The sequence below is a fragment of the Pseudomonas sp. NFPP07 genome (assembly GCF_900115645.1).
GTDB classification, from domain to species: domain Bacteria; phylum Pseudomonadota; class Gammaproteobacteria; order Pseudomonadales; family Pseudomonadaceae; genus Aquipseudomonas; species Aquipseudomonas chlororaphis.
In genome coordinates, this window is sequence record NZ_FOXG01000003.1 from 116004 (window position 1) to 135398 (window position 19395).

18 protein-coding genes and 1 pseudogene are annotated in these 19395 nt (G+C 61.8%); all 19 read left to right on the forward strand.

All coding sequences use genetic code 11. The annotated features are described in order from the left end of the window. Positions 1 to 18 precede the first annotated feature (18 nt). The 19 genes and pseudogenes from pseB to fliG all read left to right on the forward strand — a co-directional run bounded on the left by pseB (position 19) and on the right by fliG (position 19386). A complete protein-coding gene (pseB, locus tag BM019_RS08635) occupies positions 19 to 1020 on the forward strand; it encodes a UDP-N-acetylglucosamine 4,6-dehydratase (inverting) (protein ID WP_009042721.1) in 1002 nt (333 codons plus the stop codon). Next, positions 1017 to 2189, forward strand: a complete 1173-nt coding sequence (gene pseC / locus BM019_RS08640; protein ID WP_092418057.1) for a UDP-4-amino-4,6-dideoxy-N-acetyl-beta-L-altrosamine transaminase — start codon at positions 1017 to 1019, stop codon at positions 2187 to 2189. The genes pseB and pseC overlap by 4 nt, the downstream gene beginning before the upstream one ends. Then, positions 2186 to 2893, forward strand: a complete 708-nt coding sequence (pseF, locus tag BM019_RS08645; RefSeq protein WP_092418058.1) for a pseudaminic acid cytidylyltransferase — start codon at positions 2186 to 2188, stop codon at positions 2891 to 2893. The genes pseC and pseF overlap by 4 nt, the downstream gene beginning before the upstream one ends. Then, a pseudogene (gene pseG / locus BM019_RS08650) lies at positions 2890 to 3930 on the forward strand (UDP-2,4-diacetamido-2,4,6-trideoxy-beta-L-altropyranose hydrolase); the annotation flags it as partial. The gene pseF and the pseudogene pseG, both read left to right, overlap by 4 nt. Positions 3931 to 4015: 85 nt before the next feature. Next, entirely contained in the window at positions 4016 to 5068 is a 1053-nt protein-coding gene (gene pseI / locus BM019_RS08655) for a pseudaminic acid synthase (RefSeq protein WP_092418060.1), read from the forward strand. Positions 5069 to 5291: 223 nt separating this feature from the next. Then, complete coding sequence (locus tag BM019_RS08660) at positions 5292 to 6218, forward strand: ketoacyl-ACP synthase III (RefSeq protein WP_009042726.1); 927 nt, start codon at positions 5292 to 5294, stop codon at positions 6216 to 6218. Positions 6219 to 6299: 81 nt separating this feature from the next. Continuing rightward, entirely contained in the window at positions 6300 to 7592 is a 1293-nt protein-coding gene (locus BM019_RS08665) for a motility associated factor glycosyltransferase family protein (RefSeq protein ID WP_009042727.1), read from the forward strand. Beyond that, entirely contained in the window at positions 7589 to 7858 is a 270-nt protein-coding gene (locus tag BM019_RS08670) for a hypothetical protein (RefSeq protein ID WP_009042728.1), read from the forward strand. Before BM019_RS08665 ends, BM019_RS08670 begins: the two co-directional genes overlap by 4 nt. A gap of 250 nt (positions 7859 to 8108) precedes the next feature. Beyond that, positions 8109 to 8960 (forward strand): flagellin domain-containing protein, encoded by an 852-nt coding sequence (locus tag BM019_RS08675; protein ID WP_009042729.1) that lies wholly within the window; start codon positions 8109 to 8111, stop codon positions 8958 to 8960. A 72-nt stretch (positions 8961 to 9032) separates the two neighbouring features. Continuing rightward, positions 9033 to 9398 carry a flagellar protein FlaG gene (locus tag BM019_RS08680; RefSeq protein ID WP_053277955.1) on the forward strand — a complete coding sequence of 122 codons (366 nt, stop codon included), beginning with the start codon at positions 9033 to 9035 and terminating at the stop codon, positions 9396 to 9398. 82 nt (positions 9399 to 9480) lie between these two features. After that, positions 9481 to 10899 (forward strand): flagellar filament capping protein FliD, encoded by a 1419-nt coding sequence (gene fliD, locus BM019_RS08685; RefSeq protein WP_009042731.1) that lies wholly within the window; start codon positions 9481 to 9483, stop codon positions 10897 to 10899. 128 nt (positions 10900 to 11027) lie between these two features. Next, positions 11028 to 11423 carry a flagellar export chaperone FliS gene (gene fliS / locus BM019_RS08690; protein WP_023968307.1) on the forward strand — a complete coding sequence of 132 codons (396 nt, stop codon included), beginning with the start codon at positions 11028 to 11030 and terminating at the stop codon, positions 11421 to 11423. A gap of 10 nt (positions 11424 to 11433) precedes the next feature. After that, the gene (gene fliT / locus BM019_RS08695; protein WP_007922640.1) at positions 11434 to 11730 is read left to right on the forward strand and encodes a flagellar protein FliT; all 297 of its coding nucleotides are present in this window, start codon (positions 11434 to 11436) and stop codon (positions 11728 to 11730) included. 173 nt (positions 11731 to 11903) lie between these two features. Further along, complete coding sequence (locus BM019_RS08700; protein ID WP_007922638.1) at positions 11904 to 13379, forward strand: sigma-54 dependent transcriptional regulator; 1476 nt, start codon at positions 11904 to 11906, stop codon at positions 13377 to 13379. 128 nt (positions 13380 to 13507) lie between these two features. Then, positions 13508 to 14701 (forward strand): sensor histidine kinase, encoded by a 1194-nt coding sequence (locus BM019_RS08705; protein ID WP_175510622.1) that lies wholly within the window; start codon positions 13508 to 13510, stop codon positions 14699 to 14701. 5 nt (positions 14702 to 14706) lie between these two features. Then, positions 14707 to 16116 (forward strand): sigma-54-dependent response regulator transcription factor FleR, encoded by a 1410-nt coding sequence (gene fleR / locus BM019_RS08710; protein WP_085530155.1) that lies wholly within the window; start codon positions 14707 to 14709, stop codon positions 16114 to 16116. A 128-nt stretch (positions 16117 to 16244) separates the two neighbouring features. Then, positions 16245 to 16571, forward strand: coding sequence for a flagellar hook-basal body complex protein FliE (fliE, locus tag BM019_RS08715; protein ID WP_007922633.1), 327 nt, complete (start codon positions 16245 to 16247; stop codon positions 16569 to 16571). Between the two features lie 15 nt (positions 16572 to 16586). Further along, positions 16587 to 18374, forward strand: coding sequence for a flagellar basal-body MS-ring/collar protein FliF (gene fliF, locus BM019_RS08720; protein ID WP_007922632.1), 1788 nt, complete (start codon positions 16587 to 16589; stop codon positions 18372 to 18374). Further along, positions 18367 to 19386 carry a flagellar motor switch protein FliG gene (fliG, locus tag BM019_RS08725; RefSeq protein ID WP_007922630.1) on the forward strand — a complete coding sequence of 340 codons (1020 nt, stop codon included), beginning with the start codon at positions 18367 to 18369 and terminating at the stop codon, positions 19384 to 19386. Before fliF ends, fliG begins: the two co-directional genes overlap by 8 nt. Positions 19387 to 19395: the final 9 nt, after the last annotated feature.

The window sequence follows — 19395 nt, forward strand, 5'->3', positions numbered from 1 at the left end:
GGAAAAAGGACTCAAGACATGTTCAACGGCAAATCGATTTTCATCTCTGGCGGCACCGGCTCGTTCGGGCGCAATTTCATCCGGCGCCTGCTGGAGCAATACCAGCCCAAGCGGGTGGTGGTGTTCTCCCGCGATGAACTGAAACAGTACGAAATGCAGCAGACCTTCAATGCGCCCTGCATGCGTTATTTCCTTGGCGACGTGCGTGACGCCGAGCGTCTGCGCCAGGCCATGCGCGGGATCGACTATGTGGTGCACGCTGCGGCCTTGAAGCAGGTGCCGGCGGCGGAATACAACCCCACCGAGTGCATCCGCACCAACGTCAACGGCGCGGAAAACATCATCGCCGCGGCCATCGACAACGGCGTGAAGAAAGTCATCGCCCTGTCCACCGACAAGGCGGCGAGTCCGGTCAACCTGTACGGCGCGACCAAGCTGCTGTCGGACAAGCTGTTTGTCGCGGCGAACAATATCGCCGGCGACCAGCCGACCCGTTTTGCCGTGGTGCGCTACGGCAACGTGGCCGGCTCCCGGGGGTCGGTGGTGCCGTTTTTCAGCCAGCTGATCGCCGAAGGCGCCCGCGAGTTGCCGATCACCGACGCGCGCATGACCCGTTTCTGGATCACCCTGGATCACGGGGTGCAGTTCGTGCTCGACAGCTTCTCGCGCATGCATGGCGGAGAGGTCTTCGTGCCGAAGATTCCGTCGATCCGGATCGTCGACCTGGCGCGCGGCATGGCGCAAAACCTGCCGCACAAGCAGGTGGGCATTCGTCCGGGGGAAAAACTCCACGAGCTGATGGTGCCGCTGGATGACGCGCGCATGACCCTGGAGTTCACCGATCACTACACCATCCAGCCGTCGATCCGCTTTACCAACGTCAACGTCGACTTTGCCGTGGACGGCCTGGGCGAACAGGGGCGGCCGGTGGGCGAGGCGTTCGAATACCGCTCCGACACCAATCCGCATTTTCTCTCGGTGGGCCAGATCGCCGAGCTGCATGCCAGGTTACCGGCATGATTCCCTACGGGCGCCAGAGTCTCGACCAGGCGGACATCGATGCGGTGGTCGCGGTGCTGCGGTCCGACTGGCTGACCCAGGGGCCGACCATCGAACGCTTCGAGCAGGCCATGGCCGCTCGCTGCGAGGCCGGCCATGGCGTGGCGGTGTGCAATGCCACGGCGGCCTTGCACATCGCCTGCCTGGCCGCCGGCCTGGGGCCGGGAGACCGGCTGTGGACCACGCCCAATACCTTCCTCGCCTCGGCCAACTGCGGACGTTATTGCGGCGCCGAGGTGGACTTCGTCGATATCGACCCGCACACCTGGAACATGGATGCCCGGGCGTTGGCGCACAAGCTGGAGGCCGCCGAGCGCATGGGCAGACTGCCCAAGGTGGTGGTGGCGGTGGCGTTCTCCGGGCAAAGCTGCGACATGCGCGCCATGGCGCAACTGGCGCAACGTTATGGCTTCGTGCTGATCGAGGATGCCTCCCATGCGGTGGGCGCGTCCTATGCCGGCCGGCCGGTGGGCTGTGGCGAATTCGCGGCGATGACGGTGTTCAGCTTTCATCCGGTGAAAATCATCACCAGCGCCGAGGGCGGCATGGTCCTGACCAACAGCCCGCAACTGGCGGACCATCTGCGCCGCTTGCGCAGCCACGGCATGACCCGCGACCCGGCGCAGATGACCGAGCCCAGCCACGGCCCCTGGTACTACCAGCAGACCGAGCTGGGTTTCAATTACCGCATCACCGATCTGCAGGCGGCCCTGGGCTTGTCCCAGCTGGACAAGCTCGACGCTTTCATTGCCCGGCGCCGGCAACTGGCGGCTCGTTATGACCGCCTGCTGGCCGATCTGCCGCTGACCCTGCCGCAGGCTCAGGAGCAGGCGCAGTCGGCCTGGCATCTGTACGTGGTGCGCCTGCAGCCCGAGCGCATCCGCCGCACCCATCGCGAGGTGTTCGAGGCATTGCGCGAGGCCGGGGTCGGGGTCAATCTGCATTACATCCCGGTGCATCTGCAGCCGTATTACCGCGACCTGGGATTTGCCGCGGGGGATTTCCCCGAGGCCGAGCGCTACTACGGCGAAGCCATCAGCCTGCCGCTGTTTCCGGCGCTGGACGATGAGCAGCAGACGTATGTGGCCGAGCAATTGCGCCAGCTTATCCAGGAGCCCGCCCAGCCTTGAGTGCCATCGCAATCATTCCCGCCCGTGGCGGCAGCAAACGCATAGCGCGCAAGAACCTCAAGCCGTTCGACGGCGTGCCGATGATTGCCCGCTCGATTGCCACGGCGCTGCGCTGCGGGTTGTTCGATCAGGTGCTGGTCAGTACCGACGACCCGGAGATCGCCGAGCTGGCAAGGGCCAGCGGCGCCACGGTGCCATTTATGCGTCCGGCCGAGCTGGCGGACGATTTCACCGGCACCGGGCCGGTGATCGTGCATGCCTTGAATGCGTTGCGAGAGCGTGGCGAGACCTTCGATTACGCCTGCTGCATTTACGCCACCGCGCCCTTGTTGCAACTGCGCTACCTGCGCCAGGGCTTGGCGGCGCTGGAGGCCCATCCTGAAAAGTCCTTCGCCTTTTCCGTGTGCAGCTTCGCTTTTCCGGTGCAGCGGGCCTTGACCCTGGACGAGCAGGGCGCGTTGACTTCGCTTTATCCGGAGTTTCGCAACACACGCTCCCAGGACCTGCCGCCGGCCTATCAGGACGCCGGGCAGTTCTATTGGGGGCGCAGCGAGGCCTGGTTGCGCGGCGACCTGGTGTTTTCCCCGCTCAGCCTGCCGGTAATCCTGCCGCGCCATCTGGTCCAGGACATCGACACCGAGGAGGACTGGCTACGCGCGGAGTATCTGTACGCGGCGCTGAAAGCCGGTGGAGAGCTGGAGTGAGAGTGCTGATCCGGGCCGACGCCTCGCCGACCATTGGTAGCGGCCATATCGCCCGCTGCCTGACCCTGGCTAGGGTCTTACGCGAGCAGGGCGCCACAGTGGCTTTCGCTTGCCGAAGCTTGCCCGGACAGCCATTGGATCGCCTGGCCGGACTGGGTTTCCAGACGTTCGCCCTGCCGGCGAGTTATCCGGGTGAATGCGCGCAGGACATCGAGGCGCCGCTGCCCTGGCAGGCGGATATCGCCGCCTTGCGGGCAGCGTTGCAGGATCAGCCGCGATTCGATTGGGTGCTGGTCGATCACTACGGCCTCGACCGGCAGTGGCAGCAGGCGGCGCGGCAATGGGCGCCACGGATTGCCGCCATCGATGACCTGGCCAACCGACGGCACGAGGTCGACCTGTTGCTCGACCAGAACTTCAGCGGCACGCCCCAGGCCTATGCCGGCCTGATCGACGCCGAGTGCCGGACGCTGCTGGGGCCGCACTTCGCCTTGCTGCGCGAGGAGTTCCGTTGTCCGCCGATCGCCATTCGCGAGCGAGCGAGTCGGGTGCTGGTGAATTTCGGCGGCTTCGATGCGGCCAGCCAGACCCACAAGGCGATGCTGGCCTTGAGTGCGTTGGACGACCTGCAGGTGGACTTTGTCGCCGGGGCCGGCAACCCGGCCTGGGCGCAGATGCAGGAACTGGCGGCCGGTCGCGGGCATTGGCGTTTGCACGCCTATGTCAGCGATTTTTCCCGCTTGATGGCCGAGGCGGACCTGTTTATCGGCGCCGGCGGCGGCACCAGTTGGGAGCGCGCTGCCCTGGGCCTGCCGACCCTGTGCATCAGCGTGGCCGGCAATCAAGAGGCCAATGCCCGGCTGCTGGCCGAGGCGGGCATGTATGTCTACCTGGGGCCCAGCGAGCAGGTGAGTGTCGAGCAGATCCGCCAGGCGGTCGCGGCGCTCGTTGGCGATTACCCGTTGCGCCAGAGCCTGGCGCAGCGCTCCCGGCAGCTGGTGGACGGGCAGGGTGCATTGCGGGTGGCGGCGGCCCTGTTCGAGATGACCGGCAATCCATTGCGCCGTGCCGGAGATGATCTGGGCACTGATGAATTTACGCGTGAATCGAAGGAAAACCCCAATGACTAGTTTCAAGATCGGCTCGCGCTCGATCGGCGCCGGCTCGCCGCCGTTCATCATTGCCGAGATGAGCGGCAACCATAACCAGTCGCTGGACGTTGCCCTGCAGATCGTCGAGGCCGCGGCCAAGGCCGGCGCCCATGCCCTGAAGTTGCAGACCTATACCGCCGACACCATGACCCTGGACCTGGAGCATGGCGAGTTCTTCATCAAGGATCCGGCCAGTCTCTGGGCCGGCTCTTCGCTGTATGCCCTGTATGAAAAGGCCCACACCCCCTGGCAGTGGCACGCGCCGATCTTCGCCCGCGCCAGGGAACTGGGGATGCTGGCGTTCTCCACGCCGTTCGATGAGAGCGCCGTGGACTTTCTCGAAAGCCTCGACGTGCCGGCCTACAAGATCGCCAGTTTCGAAAACACCGACCTGCCGCTGATCCGTCGGGTCGCGGCCACCGGCAAGCCGCTGATCATTTCCACCGGCATGGCCAGCATCGCCGAGCTGGACGAAAGCGTGCGCGCCGCCCGGGAGGCCGGCTGCAAGGATCTGGTGCTGCTCAAATGCACCAGCACCTACCCGGCTTCGCCGGAAAACAGCAACATCCTGACCATTCCCCATCTGCGCGCGCTGTTCGGCTGCGAGGTCGGTTTGTCCGACCACTCCATGGGCGTCGGGGTTTCCGTGGCCGCCGTGGCGCTGGGCGCCACTGTGGTGGAGAAACACTTCACCCTCGACCGCGCCGCCGGCGGGGTGGATGCGAGTTTTTCCCTGGAACCGGCGGAGCTGCACAGCCTGGTGGTGGAAACCGAGCGTGCCTGGCAGGCCCTGGGCCAGGTGCGTTACGGCGCGACCGAGGCCGAGCGGCAGTCGGTGTTGTACCGCCGTTCCCTCTATGTCACCCGCGATATGGCGGCGGGGGAGGTGTTCAGCAGCGATAACGTCAGGGCCATTCGTCCGGGCCTGGGGCTGGCCCCCAAGCACATCGACGCGGTCCTCGGGCGTTGCGCGCGCCAGGCCCTCAAGCGCGGTACCGCACTGGATTGGGCATTTGTCGAATAGTCGTTTGTATGGCTGATTCGGCAAAATAGCGTGACCTGCGAGTCATAACGCGCATCTTCACTGTATTGTATTGACCGGGGAGATGGCGCCTGGCCGGTAAACGGCGCAGTGATAGCCTTTTATTCTTCCCGCTGTCGCCTGTCAGGGGCGCCAGGATGTCTGTTTGTCGGCAGCCCCGGTCCGGTGGTCGGGGTATTCAGCTGTTTATTATTGGGAAGCCGTAATGATTGGCATAAAGAGCATTGCGAGCTACGTGCCTGTAGCCGGCGTAGACAATTACGCACAAGGTGCAAAATTCGAAAAGGATGAAGAGTTCATCCTGGGCAAGATCGGTTCGGCCTTCCTGCCGCGCAAAGACGCCACGCAGGAAACCTCGGACCTGTGTGTCGAAGCAGTCAATGCGCTGTTCGCCAACAACCCGCAACTGTCGCGCGAGTCGATCGACGCGCTGATCGTAGTCACCCAGAACGGCGACGAAGAAGGCTTGCCGCACACCGCCGCCATTGTCCAGGACAAGCTGGGCCTGCCGACCCACGTCGCGGCCTTCGATATTTCCCTGGGCTGCTCCGGTTATGTCTATGGCATCTACGCACTCAAGGGCTTCATGGAGGCCGCGGGCCTGAAGAACGGCCTGCTGGTCACCGCCGACCCTTACTCGAAGATCGTCGACCCGCAAGACCGCAACACCACCATGCTGTTCGGCGATGCGGCGACTGCTACCTGGATGGGCGAAGACGCTCCCTGGCAGCTGGGCAAGGCCAAATTCGGCACCGACGGTTCCGGCGCTCCGCACTTGAAAGTCACCGATGGCGTGTTTTTCATGAATGGCCGCCAGGTGTTCAACTTTGCCCTGCTGAAAGTCCCGGCGCATTTGAATGAGCTGCTGGATGAGTCCGGCCTGAAGGCGGAGCAGATCGATGCGTTCTGTATCCACCAGGGCAGTGCGGCGATCGTCGATGCCGTGGCGCGCCGTTTCGAAGGCGAGCCGGAGAAGTTCATCAAGGACATGGTCGAGACCGGTAACACCGTATCGTCGAGCATTCCGCTGCTGCTGGAAAAGCACGTGCTCGAGTCGAAGTGGCAACGTGTGGCCCTGAGTGGCTTCGGTGTAGGGCTGTCCTGGGGCTCGGCGATTATCTATCGCCCATGAGTTGATCCCGCGGCATCCAAAAATAGCGCCCAGGGTGTACCCTGAGCGCTATTTTTTTTGCATGAAGATAGGCGAGACAGCATGAGCGAAAGCTTCGAGGGCAATGCCCAGGCAATACAGGCTCGCTGGCCGCGACTGCTCGAGCGGTTGCTGGCGGAGGACAGTGCTGCGTTGCAGGCGGATCTGGTCGAAGGCCTGGGTTCGACCTTGAGTATTTCCGGCATTCAGCTGACCAGTCGCCACGATCGCACGGCGGAAGCACGAACCCAGGCGGCGAGCCTGCCGGCCGACAGCCCGGTGATCCATCTGTACGGTACCGGCTTGGGCGACTTGCAGCAGATACTGCTGGAGAACCCGGCACTGCAACGCTTGCAGGTGCACATCCTGAACGGCGCGGTGTTTGCGCTGGTGCTGCAATTGCTCGATCAGCAGGCCTGGTTGAACGATCCTCGAGTGGAACTGAGTTATGCCGGCGATCTGACGGAGATCCAGTTGCCGTTCTTCGCCTTGCCCTCCGAGTTGGTGCTGGCGGATGACTACAACGCCAAGATCCGCGATCGCCTGGTCAGTGAGGTGCACCTGGCCTTCAATAACCGCGACTTCGTGGCCGATTCCCCGGAGGTCGCCCAACGCCTGCAAGCGAGTGCCGAGCTGGTGGCCAGCGACAGTGACGTGGCGCAGCTGTTCGGTAGCCAGCCGGGGCGCGAGATTTTTGTGATTGCCACCGGGCCGAGCCTGGAGCGGCATTTCGAACGCTTGCGCGAGATTCGCGCCCAGGCCCGGCGGCCTCTGTTTATCTGTGTCGATACCGCCTACCGGCCGTTGCTCAAACAGGGGATCGAGCCGGATATCGTGGTCAGCATCGATCACCGGATTTCCAGCCTGCACCTGCCACCAGAAAAATCGGCAGCCATCACCCTGGTCTATCTGCCGATGGTCGATCCGCAGATTCTGACGCTCTGGCAGGGACCGCGTTACGTGGGGTATTCCGCCAGCCCGATTTACACGCGGATGCGCGGGCAATTGCCCAAGGCGCAGTTGTATGTCGGCGGCAGCGTGATCCATCCCGCGGTGGACCTGGCGGTAAAAATGGGCGCCGAGCAGGTTACCTTGTTCGGTGCCGACTTTGCCTTCCCGATGAACAAGACGCATGCCGGCTGGCTCGACGGTGAGCTGGGGCCGCAGCTGGGCGCGGCCCGGCACTGGGTACTGGACGGGCATGGCCAGCGGGTCAGGACCCAACTCAATTTCCGCAGTTACCTGTGCGAGCTGGAGCGTTTTATCGCCGGTCATCCGCGGGTGCGCTTCTATAACAGCAGTCGGGACGGGGCGATGATTGCCGGGACGACCTACCATCCGGAGTTCAGCCAATGAGCGCGATCGAGGGGCTGATCGCCCGCTTGCAGCAATGCGCCGAGGACTTTCGCCTGGGGCACGATGTCGAGACGGCCGTGACCATGGTCCAGTTGATGGGGGCGATCCAGCCGCTGATCGATACCGCGCCGCCAGAGCAGCGCCAGGACTGGGAGACGTTGCTTGGCCTGATGTTCGAATGTCAGCAAGGGCAAAACTGGCTGGCCCTGGCCGACTACCTGCAATACGAATGCGTTGAAGTGCTGCGTTCCCTCTCTGCTGGCTGAAACATTCCCTGCCTGCCCGGGCGATCTCCGCGCCCGGATCTTTTCCGGCATTTTCCTGGCGCCATTTTTCCACGGTTGGAAAACGCCGAGCCCTTGATTTACGAGGGGTGGCACGCTGATGGCAAATTTTTTTGAAAATCCCCTAAAGCAACTTGCATTGCCGACGATAACTATTACGAAGGTTCTCTAGGCCATACCCGGCGGTTGCCAGGGCCGGAAGCCGCAGTACCCAACCAACGAGGAATTCGTCATGGCTTTAACAGTAAACACTAACGTCACATCGTTGAACGTTCAGAAGAACCTGAACCGCGCTTCCGACGCTCTGTCGACTTCGATGACTCGCCTGTCTTCCGGCCTGAAAATCAACAGTGCAAAAGACGACGCCGCCGGCCTGCAAATCGCTACCCGTATGACTTCGCAGATCCGCGGTCAGACCATGGCGATCAAAAACGCCAACGACGGTATCTCCATCGCTCAGACCGCTGAAGGCGCTCTGCAGGAATCCACCAACATCCTGCAACGTATGCGTGAACTGGCTGTTCAAGCACGAAACGACTCGAACGGCACCGCTGACCGTGTTGCACTGAACAAAGAATTCGCTTCGATGTCGGACGAGCTGACTCGTATCGCCCAGTCGACCAACCTGAACGGCAAGAACCTGATCGACGGTTCCGCTGGCACCATGACCTTCCAGGTCGGTTCCAACACTGGTGCTACCAACCAGATCACCATCGCTCTGGCCACCGGCTTCGACGCTACTACCCTGGCTGTCAACTCCGGCGCCATCGCCATTACCGGTAACAGCAGCGCCACCGCTGAAGCCAGCTCCAAGGCTTCGATCGATGCAATCGACAAGGCTCTGTCGACCATCAACGCCAGCCGTGCTGACCTGGGTGCTGCACAAAACCGTCTGACCAGCACCATCTCCAACCTGCAGAACATCAACGAAAACGCCAGTGCTGCACTGGGTCGCGTACAAGATACCGACTTCGCTGCTGAAACTGCGCAGATGACCAAGCAGCAAACTCTGCAACAAGCTTCCACCGCAGTTCTGGCCCAGGCCAACCAACTGCCGTCCGCTGTACTGAAACTGCTTCAGTAATAGCTGGCTAAGCTTTGGCGGGGGAGTGCGCTGGTCGTGCTCTCTCGCTTTTTACTTTAAGAGGTGATGGACATGGATATGAGCGTGAAGCTGAACTTGTCTTATCCAGCGGCCAAGCCGGCAACACCTGTTGCTGACAAGCCAGTGGAGAAGCCTCAAGCAGACGTTGTGGCGCTGCCGACTGTCAAGGAAGAGAGTAAGGGCGGGCAAACCGAGCGGGACAAACTGAAAATGGCCATTCAGGAAATTGAAAAGTTTGTGCAATCGGTCAAGCGTAACCTGGAATTCTCGATCGACGAGCCTTCTGGCAAGGTCGTCGTCAAGGTCATTGCCAGTGACTCCGGTGAGGTGATCCGTCAGATCCCCAACGAAGAAGTCCTGAAGTTGGCCAATAGTTTGAATGATGCGAGCAGCCTGTTGTTCAGCGCTAAAGTCTGACAGCTGGCATGAAATTTGTTGCTATGTTCTTTTGGGCGTTGTAATGGTCAAAAGACCGGCGACACACTGAAGGGAGATCTCCATGGCAAGTCCAATTCTACCGGGTACCGGTCTAGGCTCCGGCCTCGATACCGGTGCTATCGTCAAAGCCTTGGTGAATGCTGATAAAGCACCCAAGCAAGGTCAGATCGACCGGGGAACTGCGAACAACACCGCAAGCATCTCCGGCATCGGCACCTTGAAGTCCTTGTTGTCGACCTTTCGGACCACCATTACCGAGCTCAGTAGCAAGACCAATCCGCAATTTCCCGGCTATGCCGCCACTACTTCCGAAAGCAAGTATGTAACGGCGGTCGCTGGCAATGCTGCGGTCAATGGCAGCTATGTTGTCGATGTGCAGAATCTTGCGACTTCCTCGAAAGTCACCAGTGCTGCCTTTGCTGGCGGTACTACAAGTGCTATTCCGACTGGTACCTTGAAAATCAGTCAAAATGGCACTGACTACAACCTCGATATAAAAGCCGGTGCTACCTTGCAGTCGGTGCGTGACTCGATCAACGCCGACGCATCGCTCAAGGGCGCGGGTATCAGCGCGAACATCGTGACCGACTCCTTTGGATCGCGTCTGGTGGTGGGTTCGACCACGACCGGTGCGGGCTCCGATATTTCTCTTAGCGGTATTGCCGGTCTGGAAATCGATGGCAGCAATGTCGTTGGCGCTTCCGGCTCGCCAATGACCGCCACTTCTGCTGGTTCCATTGGTGCGCTGGCGGTGGATGCCAAGTTCACCGTCGATGGCATGGCGCTGACCAGCAAGAGCAACTCGGTGGACAAGGCGGTTTCCGGGATGACCTTCAACCTGGTCGCCAAGGGCACCTCGACCATTACCGTCGCGGCCAACACCGATGGTTTGAAGGCTTCGATCCAGAAGTTCGTTGACGCCTACAATGCGGTGGCCAACAGTGTTAGCGCGCTGACCAAGCCGTCTCTGGATGATGATGGCAAGCCGACCATTCCGGCCCAGTTGACGGGTGACTCGTTGCCGCGCTCGATCCTGGCGGCCATGCGTGCGCCGCTGTCTGAAGTGGGATCTGGCGACAAGCTGACCGTCTTGGCGCAGTTGGGGATTACCACCAACCAGAAGACCGGTGCCCTGGACTTCGACACCACCAAGTTCACCGCGGCGATGAACGACAAAAAGCTCGGTGGCGAGGTGCAGGCCCTGTTCACCGGCGAAAAGGGCCTGTTGGAGCGCATGGACAATGCCATCAAGCCTTTTGCCCAGACCGGCGGTGTTCTCGATCAGCGTACGACTGAGCTGAACAAGACCAAGGCCAAGCTGACCTTGGATCAGGAGGCCCTGGACCGCCGTATCGAAACCCTGACGGCAGTACTGACCAAGAAGTACAACGACATGGACACCCTGGTGGGCAAGTTGAAAGCCACCGCCAGCAACATTACCTCGATGTTCGAGGCGTTGACTGCGCAACAGAAAGGCTGATTGATACCAGGCGCCAAAAGCCCGGCAACGTTTGTAGCGTTCCGGGCTTTTGGCTTTTGATCTAAAGTTTTTTGACGCCAGGTCGATACGCTGGTTATACGAACCCTTGAGTTTTGATGAGGTAGAACATGAATCCGATGTTAGCCCTTCGGCAATACCAGAAGATTGGTGCCCAGGCGCAGACTTCCGAGGCCAGCCCCCATCGTCTGGTGCAGATGCTGATGGAAGGCGGCCTGGATCGTATCGCCCAGGCCAAGGGGGCGATGGAACGCAAGGATATTCCCAACAAGGGTGTGTTCATCAGCAAGGCCATCGGCATTATCGGCGGCTTGCGTGAAGGGCTCGATCTGGAAAATTCACCCGACACCCTGGGCGATCTGGATGGCTTGTACACCTACATGATGACGCGCCTCACCGAGGCGAACATCAAGACCGATCCAAAGATTCTCGACGAGGTCGCCGATCTGCTGCGCACCGTCAAGGAAGGCTGGGACGCCATCGCTGCGCCGGGTCCGCAGTTCTAAGGAGATCACCATGAGTCTTGTATTGCAGCGCATCGAAGAAACCCGTGAAGCACTGGTCGCCGCCCTGGCCGAGCGTAACTGGGAAGCGATCGGTCAGTTGGATCTGGCCTGCCGTTCCTGCATGGAAGACATCTTGAGTGAAGCTCCGGAAGATGAAGCCGCGTTGCGCGAGAACTTGCAGGAGTTGTTGGGGGTTTATCGGCAGCTTCTTGAAGTGACGACAGGGGAGCGTCAGGCGATAGTCGACGAGATGTCGCAGATCCATCAAGCACAGAACGCGGCAAAGGTTTACCATCTGTTCGGTTAATTAACCCCTAAGTTAATCCGAATCCAGTGCGCCATAAATTTGACTGTGCACGCTTTTTTGACTTAACTAGTGGCTGTTTTCAGATTTCAGACGTCTATCAGGCTCAAAATGCCTACAAGCGTCTAGCTTGCCCTGATTCCGGGCATTGAGTTGACTAGGGAAGTTGCTATTGCATGTGGCGTGAAACCAAAATTCTGCTGATTGATGACGATAGCGTCCGCCGCCGCGACCTGGCGGTGATTTTAAATTTTCTTGGCGAAGAAAATTTACCCTGCGGTAGCCATGACTGGCAGCAGGCTGTCGGCTCATTGTCATCCAGTCGTGAAGTAATCTGTGTCCTCATCGGGACTGTAAATGCTCCTGGTGCACTTTTGGGCCTGTTAAAGACACTCTCAACCTGGGATGAGTTCCTTCCAGTTTTGTTAATGGGCGATAATTCTTCCATTGACTTGCCGGAAGACCAGCGTCGCCGAGTGCTTTCCACCCTGGAAATGCCACCCAGCTACAGCAAGTTGCTCGATTCCCTGCACCGCGCCCAGGTCTATCGTGAAATGTACGATCAGGCCCGCGAGCGCGGTCGCCATCGCGAACCCAACCTCTTTCGCAGTCTGGTCGGCACCAGTCGGGCGATCCAGCATGTCCGGCAGATGATGCAGCAAGTGGCCGATACCGATGCCAGCGTGCTGATCCTCGGCGAGTCCGGGACTGGCAAGGAAGTGGTGGCGCGTAACCTGCACTATCACTCCAAGCGTCGCGAAGCGCCGTTCGTGCCCGTCAACTGTGGTGCGATTCCGGCCGAGTTGCTGGAGAGCGAACTGTTCGGCCATGAGAAGGGCGCCTTCACCGGAGCCATCACCAGCCGTGCCGGGCGTTTCGAGCTGGCCAACGGCGGCACCCTGTTCCTCGACGAAATCGGCGATATGCCGCTGCCGATGCAGGTCAAGCTGTTGCGCGTGTTGCAGGAGCGTACCTTCGAGCGCGTGGGCAGCAACAAGACCCAGAGCGTCGACGTGCGGATCATCGCCGCGACTCACAAGAACCTCGAGAGCATGATCGAGGTCGGCAGTTTCCGCGAAGACCTGTACTACCGCCTGAACGTGTTCCCGATCGAGATGGCGCCGCTGCGTGAGCGGGTGGAAGACATTCCGCTGCTGATGAACGAGCTGATCTCGCGCATGGAGCATGAGAAGCGCGGTTCGATCCGCTTCAACTCCGCGGCGATCATGTCGCTCTGCCGCCATGGCTGGCCGGGCAACGTCCGCGAGCTGGCCAACCTGGTGGAGCGCATGGCGATCATGCATCCCTACGGTGTGATCGGTGTGGTCGAGTTGCCGAAGAAATTCCGCTATGTCGATGACGAAGACGAGCAGTTGGTGGACAGCCTGCGCAGTGATTTGGAAGAGCGAGTGGCGATCAATGGCCATACGCCGGACTTCGCCGCCACCGCCATGCTGCCGCCGGAAGGCCTGGACCTGAAGGACTACCTCGGTGGTCTGGAGCAGGGCCTGATCCAGCAGGCGCTCGACGACGCCAATGGCATTGTCGCGCGGGCTGCGGAGCGTCTGCGTATCCGCCGCACCACGCTGGTGGAAAAAATGCGCAAGTACGGCATGAGCCGTCGCGAGGGTGATGAACAGGCGGATGATTGACGCCTGTTTTTTAACCTGTTGAAAACCGGGCAGTTTTTTTCCGGCACGGGTATTGCTAAGTCTCTCTCAACGTTCCGTTTAACTGACGGTCAGCCACGCGAGAGAGCACGATGCCCCAAGCCGCCCAGATGTCTCCTGTTCCTGAAAGCCAGGGGCAAACGTCGTCCGTAGAGCAGGCAAGCCGGCTTGGCCTTGAGCAGGCGTTCGCCTTGTTCAACCAGATGTCGAGCCAGCTTACCGACTCCTACAGCCTGCTTGAGGCTCGGGTGACCGAGCTCAAGGGCGAACTGGCCGTGGTCAGCGCCCAGCGCATGCAGGAGCTGGCGGAAAAAGAGCGTCTGGCCAACCGTCTGCAAAACCTCCTCGATCTGTTGCCTGGCGGCGTCATCGTCATCGACGCCCAGGGGATTGTCCGCGAAGCCAACCCTGCCGCCTGCGACCTGCTGGGCCTGCCTCTCGAGGGCGAGCTCTGGCGGCATGTCATCGCCCGTTGTTTCGCGCCACGGGAAGACGACGGCCATGAGATTTCGCTGAAGGATGGGCGGCGGCTGTCGATCTCCACCCGTTCGCTGGATGCCGAGCCGGGCCAATTGGTGCTGCTCAACGACCTGACTGAAACCCGTCACCTGCAAGATCAACTGGCCCGCCATGAGCGCCTGTCGTCCCTGGGGCGCATGGTGGCGTCCCTGGCGCATCAGATTCGTACGCCATTGTCCGCCGCGCTGCTGTATGCCAGTCACCTGACTGAGCAGGAACTACCTGTCGCCACCCAGCAGCGCTTTGCCGGGCGGCTGAAGGAGCGGTTGCATGAGCTGGAGCATCAGGTCCGCGACATGCTGGTGTTTGCCCGGGGCGAGTTGCCGCTGACCGATCGCGTGACGCCCAAGGCGTTGTTGCAGTCGCTGCAGGCGGCTGCCCTGACCCATGTGCAGGACGTGCCCGTGCGCTGGCAGTGCGACAGCCATACCGGCGAGTTGTTGTGCAGCCGCGACACGCTGGTGGGGGCGGTGCTCAACCTGATCGAGAACGCCATCCAGGCCAGTGCCGGCCAGGTGCGTCTGAAAGTCCACCTTTATACCCGTGGCAACAGCTTGCGGTTATGCGTCAGCGATAGCGGCAGCGGTATCGACGCCGCGGTACTGGCGCGTTTGGGTGAGCCGTTTTTCACCACCAAGACCACGGGAACCGGCCTGGGGCTGACAGTCGTCAAGGCGGTGGCGCGTGCCCACCAGGGAGAATTGCTGCTGCGCTCGCGTCCTGGGCGCGGTACATGTGCGCTGATGGTTCTGCCACTGTTCTGCGGCGCTCAAGGAGTGGAGTGAAGGTAATGGCAATCAAGGTTCTACTGGTTGAAGACGATCGCGCCCTGCGCGAAGCCCTGGCGGATACGCTGCTGTTGGCCGGTCATGACTACAAGGCGGTCGGCAGCGCGGAGGAAGCGCTGGAGGCGGTGTCTGGCGAGTCGTTCAGCCTGGTGGTCAGCGACGTCAACATGCCGGGCATGGACGGTCATCAGTTGCTGGGCCTGCTGCGTGCGCGCCAGCCGCAATTGCCGGTATTGCTGATGACCGCCCATGGCGCGGTCGAGCGTGCGGTCGAGGCCATGCGTCAAGGCGCCGCCGACTACCTGGTCAAGCCCTTCGAGCCCAAGGCTCTGCTGGACCTGGTGGCGCGACATGCCCTGGGTTGCCTTGGGGCTGCCGAGGGCGAAGGGCCGGTGGCATTCGAGCCGGCCAGCGCTCAACTGCTCGAACTGGCGGCGCGGGTCGCTCGCAGCGATTCCACCGTGTTGATCTCGGGCGAGTCCGGCACCGGCAAAGAGGTGTTGGCGCGTTACATTCACCAGCAGTCCCATCGCTCCAGCCAGCCCTTTATCGCCATCAACTGCGCGGCGATTCCGGACAACATGCTCGAAGCCACGCTGTTCGGTCACGAGAAGGGTGCCTTTACCGGCGCCATCGCCGCCCAGCCCGGCAAGTTCGAACAGGCCGATGGCGGCACCCTGCTGCTGGACGAGATTTCCGAAATGCCCCTGGCCCTGCAGGCCAAGCTGCTGCGGGTGCTGCAGGAGCGCGAAGTCGAGCGGGTCGGGGCGCGCAAGCCCATCGCCCTGGATATCCGGGTGGTGGCGACCACCAACCGCGACCTGGCCGGCGAAGTGGCCGCGGGGCGGTTCCGGGAAGACCTTTACTATCGGCTGTCGGTATTCCCGCTGGCGTGGCGCCCGCTGCGCGAGCGTACCGCCGATATCCTGCCGCTGGCCGAGCGCCTGCTGGCCAAGCACGTCAATAAAATGAAACACGCTGCCGCGCGGCTGTCAGCCGAAGCGCAGGCGTGCCTGCTCGGCTATCCATGGCCGGGCAACGTGCGCGAACTGGACAACGCCATCCAGCGCGCACTGATCCTGCAGCAGGGCGGCCTGATCCAGCCGGAAGATTTCTGCCTGGGCGGACCGCTGGCTTGTGCGCCGCTGCCGGCCATGGCACCCGCCGCGGTGACGACGGTGCGCAGTGCGCCGGTGGAGGCCGAGGTGCCGCCAGCCGAGTCGGCGGGGGCCTTGGGCGACGATCTGCGGCGTCGGGAGTTCCAGATGATCATCGACACCTTGCGCACCGAGCGCGGCCGACGCAAGGAGGCGGCCGAGCGCCTGGGTATCAGCCCGCGAACCTTGCGCTACAAGTTGGCGCAAATGCGCGATGCCGGAATGGATGTCGAGGCGTATCTGTTTGCAACATGAGTCGTTTAAGACTGCAGCCATGCAGGCTTTTGTTCGGTGTCGCCGCGGAGCTGGCACCCTTGTTGCTAACACCTCACTAACCGCTGCGTGAGTGTCAAAAAATTGCGGGTCGTCGGAGAGAGTAGACCATGAGCCAAGGTATTGAATTTAATCGGTTGATGTTGGACATGCGAGCCATGCAAATGGACGCCATGGCCCAGCCAAAATCGGCCGCGGTGCCGCAGGTGAGCGGCAGCAGTTTTTCCGACATGCTTGGGCAGGCGGTGAACAAGGTCAACGACACTCAGCAGGCGTCCAGCCAGCTGGCCAGTGCCTTCGAGATCGGCAAGAGCGGTGTCGACCTGACCGACGTGATGATCTCCTCGCAGAAGGCCAGTGTGTCCTTCCAGGCGTTGACCCAGGTGCGCAACAAGCTGGTTCAGGCGTACCAAGACATCATGCAGATGCCGGTTTAAGGACGAGATTGAGTCATGGCAGAAGCAGTCGCCGATAACGTACCGGCCAAGGCCACTCCGACAGAAGGCAAGCCGCCGCTGTTCGGGTTGTCCTTTCTGGAAAACCTCTCCGAGATGACCATGTTGCGTCAGGTTGGCCTCATGGTCGGTCTGGCTGCCAGCGTGGCGATTGGTTTTGCCGTGGTGTTGTGGTCCCAGCAACCCGATTACCGTCCGTTGTACGGCAGCCTTGCCGGCATGGACGCCAAGCAGGTCATGGACACCCTGGCCTCCGCCGACATTCCCTACACCGTCGAGCCCAACTCCGGTGCCTTGCTGGTCAAGGCCGACGACCTGTCGCGCGCGCGCCTCAAGCTGGCGGCTGCCGGCGTGGCTCCGGGCGACGGCAATATCGGTTTCGAGATTCTCGATAAAGAGCAGGGCCTGGGCACCAGCCAGTTCATGGAGGCGACCCGTTACCGTCGTGGCCTGGAAGGCGAGCTGGCGCGGACCATTTCCAGCCTGAACAACGTCAAGGGCGCGCGCGTGCACCTGGCGATTCCGAAAAGCTCGGTGTTCGTGCGCGACGAGCGCAAGCCCAGCGCTTCGGTACTGGTCGAGCTGTATTCCGGTCGTTCGCTGGAGCCGGGCCAGGTGGTGGCCATCGTCAATCTGGTGGCGACCAGCGTTCCCGAGCTGAGCAAGTCGCAGATCACCGTGGTCGACCAGAAGGGCAACCTGCTCTCCGACCAGGCGGAAAACTCCGAACTGACCATGGCCGGCAAGCAATTCGACTACAGCCGCCGCATGGAAAGCATGCTGACCCAGCGTGTGCACAACATCCTGCAGCCGATCCTCGGCAACGACCGCTACAAGGCTGAAGTGTCCGCCGATGTGGACTTCAGCGCCGTCGAGTCGACCTCCGAACAGTTCAACCCGGACCAGCCGGCCTTGCGCAGCGAGCAGTCGGTCAACGAACAACGCTCCAGCAGCCTGGGCCCGCAAGGCGTTCCTGGCGCCCTGAGCAACCAGCCGCCATCGCCGGCCAGCGCACCGCAGACCACCGGTGGCGCCACCGCTGCCGCCGGCATGGTACAGCCAGGCCAGCCGCTGCTGGACGCCAACGGCCAGCAGATCATGGACCCGGCCACCGGCCAGCCGATGCTGGCGCCGTACCCGAACGACAAGCGTCAACAATCCACCAAGAACTTCGAGCTGGATCGCTCCATCAGCCACACCAAGCAACAGCAGGGTCGTCTGAACCGGCTGTCGGTGGCGGTGGTGGTGGACGATCAGGTCAAGGTCAATCCGGCCAACGGCGAAACCAGCCGTGCGCCGTGGAGCGCCGACGAATTGGCGCGCTTCACCCGTCTGGTGCAGGACGCCGTGGGCTTCGACGCCAGCCGTGGCGACAGCGTCAGCGTGATCAACGTGCCGTTCTCGGCCGATCGCGGCGAGGTGATCGCCGACATTCCGTTCTACTCGCAGCCCTGGTTCTGGGACATCGTGAAGCAGGTCCTGGGCGTGCTGTTTATCCTGGTCCTGGTGTTCGGCGTGCTGCGCCCGGTGCTCAACAACATCACCGGTGGCGGCAAGGGCAAGCAACTGGCGGGGCTCGGCAGCGATGTCGAACTCGGCGGCATGGGCGGCCTGGATGGCGAGCTGGCCAACGATCGCGTCAGCCTCGGCGGCCCGCAAAGCATCCTGCTGCCTAGCCCGAGCGAAGGCTATGACGCACAGTTGAATGCAATCAAGAGTCTGGTGGCAGAAGACCCGGGTCGAGTGGCCCAGGTCGTGAAAGAGTGGATTAACGCAGATGAGTGATAACCGAGCCGCTACCGCCAAACTGACCCGGGTCGACAAGGCCGCGATCCTGCTGCTGTCCCTGGGTTCCACCGACGCCGCGCAGGTGCTGCGCCACATGGGCCCCAAAGAGGTCCAGCGCGTGGGCGTGGCCATGGCGCAGATGGGTAACGTGCATCGCGAGCAGGTCGAGCAGGTGATGAGCGAGTTCGTCGACATCGTCGGCGACCAAACCAGCCTGGGCGTGGGCTCTGACGACTATGTGCGCAAGATGCTCACCCAGGCCCTGGGCGAGGACAAGGCCAACGGCCTGATCGACCGCATTCTGCTGGGCGGCAACACCAGCGGCCTGGACAGCCTGAAGTGGATGGAGCCGCGCGCCGTGGCGGACGTGATCCGTTACGAGCACCCGCAGATCCAGGCGATCGTGGTGGCGTACCTCGATCCGGACCAGGCGGGCGAAGTGCTTGGCAACTTCGACCATAAGGCGCGCCTGGACATCATCCTGCGGGTTTCCTCGCTCAATACCGTGCAGCCGGCCGCCCTGAAAGAACTCAACCAGATTCTCGAGAAGCAGTTCGCTGGTAACTCCAACGCCTCGCGTACCACCCTGGGTGGTATCAAGCGCGCTGCCGACATCATGAACTTCCTCGACAGCTCGATCGAAGGCCAGCTGATGGACTCGATCCGCGAAGTCGACGAAGACCTGTCCGGCCAGATCGAAGACCTCATGTTCGTGTTCAACAACCTCGCCGATGTCGACGACCGCGGCATCCAGGCGTTGCTGCGCGAAGTGTCTTCCGACGTGCTGGTCCTGGCCCTCAAGGGGTCGGACGAAGGCGTCAAGGAAAAGATCTTCAAGAACATGTCCAAGCGGGCTGCCGAACTGCTGCGCGACGACCTCGAGGCCAAGGGCCCGGTGCGCGTCAGCGATGTGGAAACCGCGCAGAAGGAAATCCTCACCATTGCCCGCCGTATGGCCGAAGCCGGAGAAATCGTTCTCGGCGGGAAGGGCGGCGAAGAAATGATCTAAGGTCGCGTT

Coding starts and splice junctions, on each gene's coding strand:
- fleR (WP_085530155.1), top strand. CDS start 14,707: ATGGCAATCAAGGTTCTACTGGTTGAAGACGATCGCGCCCTGCGCGAA.
- pseB (WP_009042721.1), top strand. CDS start 19: ATGTTCAACGGCAAATCGATTTTCATCTCTGGCGGCACCGGCTCGTTC.
- BM019_RS08665 (WP_009042727.1), top strand. CDS start 6,300: ATGAGCGAAAGCTTCGAGGGCAATGCCCAGGCAATACAGGCTCGCTGG.
- BM019_RS08700 (WP_007922638.1), top strand. CDS start 11,904: ATGTGGCGTGAAACCAAAATTCTGCTGATTGATGACGATAGCGTCCGC.
- BM019_RS08670 (WP_009042728.1), top strand. CDS start 7,589: ATGAGCGCGATCGAGGGGCTGATCGCCCGCTTGCAGCAATGCGCCGAG.
- BM019_RS08675 (WP_009042729.1), top strand. CDS start 8,109: ATGGCTTTAACAGTAAACACTAACGTCACATCGTTGAACGTTCAGAAG.
- fliE (WP_007922633.1), top strand. CDS start 16,245: ATGAGCCAAGGTATTGAATTTAATCGGTTGATGTTGGACATGCGAGCC.
- fliD (WP_009042731.1), top strand. CDS start 9,481: ATGGCAAGTCCAATTCTACCGGGTACCGGTCTAGGCTCCGGCCTCGAT.
- fliG (WP_007922630.1), top strand. CDS start 18,367: ATGAGTGATAACCGAGCCGCTACCGCCAAACTGACCCGGGTCGACAAG.
- BM019_RS08660 (WP_009042726.1), top strand. CDS start 5,292: ATGATTGGCATAAAGAGCATTGCGAGCTACGTGCCTGTAGCCGGCGTA.
- fliF (WP_007922632.1), top strand. CDS start 16,587: ATGGCAGAAGCAGTCGCCGATAACGTACCGGCCAAGGCCACTCCGACA.
- pseI (WP_092418060.1), top strand. CDS start 4,016: ATGACTAGTTTCAAGATCGGCTCGCGCTCGATCGGCGCCGGCTCGCCG.
- BM019_RS08705 (WP_175510622.1), top strand. CDS start 13,508: ATGTCTCCTGTTCCTGAAAGCCAGGGGCAAACGTCGTCCGTAGAGCAG.
- fliT (WP_007922640.1), top strand. CDS start 11,434: ATGAGTCTTGTATTGCAGCGCATCGAAGAAACCCGTGAAGCACTGGTC.
- fliS (WP_023968307.1), top strand. CDS start 11,028: ATGAATCCGATGTTAGCCCTTCGGCAATACCAGAAGATTGGTGCCCAG.
- BM019_RS08680 (WP_053277955.1), top strand. CDS start 9,033: ATGGATATGAGCGTGAAGCTGAACTTGTCTTATCCAGCGGCCAAGCCG.
- pseC (WP_092418057.1), top strand. CDS start 1,017: ATGATTCCCTACGGGCGCCAGAGTCTCGACCAGGCGGACATCGATGCG.